This is a genomic window from Streptomyces silaceus (genome assembly GCF_001419745.1).
GTDB classification, from domain to species: domain Bacteria; phylum Actinomycetota; class Actinomycetes; order Streptomycetales; family Streptomycetaceae; genus Streptomyces; species Streptomyces silaceus.
On the sequence record NZ_LIRJ01000520.1, the window covers coordinates 1 to 3,583 of the forward strand.

Consider the following 3,583-nt stretch of genomic DNA (forward strand, 5'->3'; position numbering starts at 1 on the left):
GGCCCCCGCATCCCGCTCGCGCCCGCACCACCCGGCGCCCGCCCGGCCGAGCCAGACCGCGGGAAGCGTCAGCACGGCGGAGTGCAGCAGTCCGACGACCGGCAGCAGGAGCGGCGCGAAGACGAGGGCGCAGGCCAGGCCGAAGGCGGGACCGCCCGCGGCGCCGTAGCTGTCGTCGTCGAGCGACAGCACGAACGCCACCAGGCCGGCCACCGGCCACTGCGCCGCGCTCACCGCGGCGGCGGCCCGTACGCCGCCGTCGCCCCACGTCCCCCGCGCACTGCCGCGCGCATTCCCCCACGTCATGGGGGTGAAGATACGCGCGGGTCAGGAGTGGTCCGACCTCGCCCTTCCCGTCCGGCCGCACCCTTCCCATCTGACGACCCGTCAGGTTCAATGGATGGCGTGATGGGACACGCAGGGATGGCGGCCACCGCCGTCCGATACCTCAGGTCGGTCGGGGCGCCCACCACGGGCCCCGTCGAGGCGCTGCCGCGCCCGCAGTTGCGCGCGGTCGGGGACGACGAGCGGGCACCGCTCGATCCGGGCGAATTCCGCCGCGTACTGGGCAACTTCGCGACGGGCGTGACGGTGATCACGGCACCGCCGACACAGCGCGATCACCCCGAAACCGGCACACAACGCACCCCCACCGGACCCACCGGACCCGCCGCACCCACCGGCCCGGCCGGCTTCGCGTGCCAGTCCTTCGCGTCGCTCTCCCTGGACCCGCCGCTGGTCTCCTTCATGGTGGCGCGTACGTCGACGACGTGGCCGCGGATCGCGCGCGCGGGCGTCTTCTGCGTGAACGTCCTGGGCGCCGACCAGGGCGAGCTGTGCCGGGGCTTCGCGGTGAGCGGTGCCGACAAGTTCGCCGGGGTGGAGTTCGACGCGGCGCCGGTGTCCGGCTCCCCGCGGCTCGCGGGCGCGGCCGCCTGGATCGACTGCACGATCCAGGCCGTGCACACCGGCGGCGACCACCTCATCGTGGTGGGCCGGGTGGACGCCCTCGGGACGGCGGACGGCGAGACCGCGCCGCTCCTCTTCCACAAGGGCGCCTTCGGCCGCTTCACGCGCTGAGCGCCACGGGGGCGGCCTCCGTGCGCCGCCGGATGACCAGCACCATCAGCGCCGCCGCCGCGCACAGCGCCCCGGAGGCGTACCAGATCACGTCGTACGACCCGAAGGAGTCGCGCACCACGCCGCCGAGGAACGCGACGACGGCGGCGCCCACCTGGTGCGAGGCCAGGACCCAGCCGAAGACGATCGCACTGTCGTCGCCGTACTGCTCGCGGCACAGGGCCAGGGTCGGCGGGACGGTGGCCACCCAGTCGAGGCCGTAGAAGACGATGAAGAAGACCATCGGCGGGTGGACGTTCGGGGCGAGCAGCAGCGGCAGGAAGAGGAGCGAGACGCCGCGCAGCGCGTAGTAGACGGCGAGCAGGCGCCGGGAGTCGAAGCGGTCCGTGAGCCAGCCGGACGCGATGGTCCCGACGATGTCGAAGACCCCGATGACGGCGAGCAGCGAGGCGGCGGCCGTGGGGGCCATGCCGTGGTCGTGCGCGGCGGGCACGAAGTGGGTCTGGATGAGCCCGTTCGTCGAGGCGCCGCAGATCGCGAAGCTCCCCGCGAGCAGCCAGAACGGGCCGGTCCGCGCGGCCGTGAAGAGCGCGCCGACCGTGCGCCGCGCCGCGCCCGTGACCGGGGCGGGCTTGGGCACGAACTCCTTGGCGCCGTAGGGCTTCAGGCCGATGTCGGCGGGGTGGTCGCGCAGCAGCAGCCAGACGAAGGGGACGACGACCAGGGCCGCGAGGGCGACCGTGACGGCGGCGGGCCGCCACCTGTACGTGTCGACGATCCAGGCCAGGAGCGGCAGGAAGATCAGCTGCCCCGACGCGGAGGCCGCGGTCAGGATGCCGGTGACCAGGCCGCGCCGCTCGGTGAACCAGCGGTTGGTGACGGTGGCGGCGAAGGCGAGGGCCATCGAGCCGGAGCCGAGCCCGACGAGCAGGCCCCAGCAGAGCAGCAGCTGCCAGGCGGAGTCCATCCACACGGTCAGACCGGAGCCGCACGCGATCACGAACAGGGCGACCGCGACGACCCTGCGGATGCCGAAGCGGTCCATCAGGGCGGCGGCGAACGGCGCGGTCAGGCCGTACAGCGCGAGGTTGATGGAGACGGCGAGCCCGATGGTGCCGCGCGACCAGTGGAACTCCTCGTGCAGCGGGTCGATGAGCAGGCTGGGCAGGGAGCGGAAGGCGGCGGCGCCGATGATCGTCACGAACGTGACGGCGGCGACGAACCACGCGCGGTGGATACGACGGGTGCGGCGCTCGGGGCCGTCCTGCGGGGAGGTCCGCGCGGGCGTCTCGGTTGTCTGGGTCACGTCCTACAGCATCCGAGAGCCGTCCGGTCCGAACGAGTGGCCCGAGGGACAGCATTCGCTAGGATCGGGCCATGGCCTCCCACGCCGACACGCCCTCCTCGCCCGCTTCGCCCGCCCCGCGCGAGCACCGCATCGTCGTCCTCGCCCTGGACGGGGTGATCCCCTTCGAACTGGGCATCCCCCAGAGGATCTTCGGCCGCGCGCGCACCGCGGAGGGCGAGCACCTCTACTCGGTCGTGACCTGCTCCGTGCGGGCGCCGGGGCCGGTGCGCACGGACGCCGACTTCTCGGTCCTGGTCGAGCACGGGCCGGAGGCGCTGGCCGAGGCGGACACGGTCGTGATCCCGGCGTCGTACGAACTGGGCCCGGTGTTCGAGGAGGGCAGGCTCACCGACGAGCTGGCGGCGGCGCTGGCCCGCATCCGGCCGGGTACGCGGCTCGTCGCCATCTGCACGGGCGGGTACGTGCTGGCCGCCGCGGGGCTCCTCGACGGACGTCCGGCGACCACGCACTGGTCGATGGCCGAGCACTTCCAGCGGCTCTTTCCGCGGGTCGACGTCGACGCGGACGTGCTGTTCATCGACGACGGGGACGTCCTCACGTCGGCGGGCGTGGCCGCGGGGATCGACCTGTGCCTCCATGTCGTGCGCCGGGACCACGGGACGGCGGTCGCCAACGACGTCGCGCGGCGCACGGTGGTGCCGCCGCACCGGGACGGGGGCCAGGCCCAGTACATCCAACGGCCCGTGCCCGAGCCGCAGTTGGCGACCACGCGGGCGGCGCGGGCGTGGGCGCTCGGGCGGCTCGACCAGCCGCTGCAGCTGCGGGACATGGCGGAGCAGGAGGCCATGTCGGTCCGTACGTTCACGCGGCGGTTCCGGGAGGAGGTGGGGGTCAGTCCGCTGCAGTGGCTGACGCAGCAGCGGGTGGAGCGGGCGCGGCATCTGCTGGAGTCGACGGATCTCTCCGTCGATCAGGTGGCGCGGGATGCGGGATTCGGTACGGCGCAGTCGATGAGGCAGCACCTTCAGGTGGCCCTGGGGGTGACCCCCACGGCGTACCGCCGCACATTCCGCCCGACGCCGTCCCCTCACTGACCCCACCGTGGCGGACGCCCCCTTAACGGTGCCCCGGCCCCGGCGCGGCGCCCGCATGCACCGGGCTTGAGGCCTCCTTTATCGCCCCTCGGCACCGTGG

General features: G+C 73.7%; 3 protein-coding genes and 1 pseudogene. 2 read left to right on the forward strand and 2 right to left on the reverse strand.

Features of this window, described 5'->3' with window-relative positions; all coding sequences use genetic code 11:
• Positions 1 to 306, reverse strand: a pseudogene (locus tag AOK22_RS35715) (hypothetical protein); the annotation flags it as partial.
• 102 nt (positions 307 to 408) lie between these two features.
• On the opposite strand from AOK22_RS35715, the gene AOK22_RS35720 reads away from it, so the two are divergent.
• Positions 409 to 1,080, forward strand: a complete 672-nt coding sequence (locus AOK22_RS35720; RefSeq protein ID WP_079037041.1) for a flavin reductase family protein — start codon at positions 409 to 411, stop codon at positions 1,078 to 1,080.
• Here AOK22_RS35720 and AOK22_RS35725 read toward each other — a convergent pair.
• Positions 1,070 to 2,386, reverse strand: coding sequence for an MFS transporter (locus AOK22_RS35725; protein WP_055702852.1), 1,317 nt, complete (start codon positions 2,384 to 2,386; stop codon positions 1,070 to 1,072). The genes AOK22_RS35720 and AOK22_RS35725 overlap by 11 nt on opposite strands.
• A 71-nt stretch (positions 2,387 to 2,457) precedes the next feature.
• On the opposite strand from AOK22_RS35725, the gene AOK22_RS35730 reads away from it, so the two are divergent.
• On the forward strand, positions 2,458 to 3,483 hold the full coding sequence (locus AOK22_RS35730) for a GlxA family transcriptional regulator (protein WP_055702853.1): 1,026 nt from the start codon (positions 2,458 to 2,460) through the stop codon (positions 3,481 to 3,483).
• Positions 3,484 to 3,583: the final 100 nt, after the last annotated feature.

Bases quoted from the DNA above. Each gene is read 5' to 3' on its own strand.
- AOK22_RS35720 (WP_079037041.1), top strand. From the start codon at position 409: ATGGGACACGCAGGGATGGCGGCCACCGCCGTCCGATACCTCAGGTCG.
- AOK22_RS35730 (WP_055702853.1), top strand. From the start codon at position 2,458: ATGGCCTCCCACGCCGACACGCCCTCCTCGCCCGCTTCGCCCGCCCCG.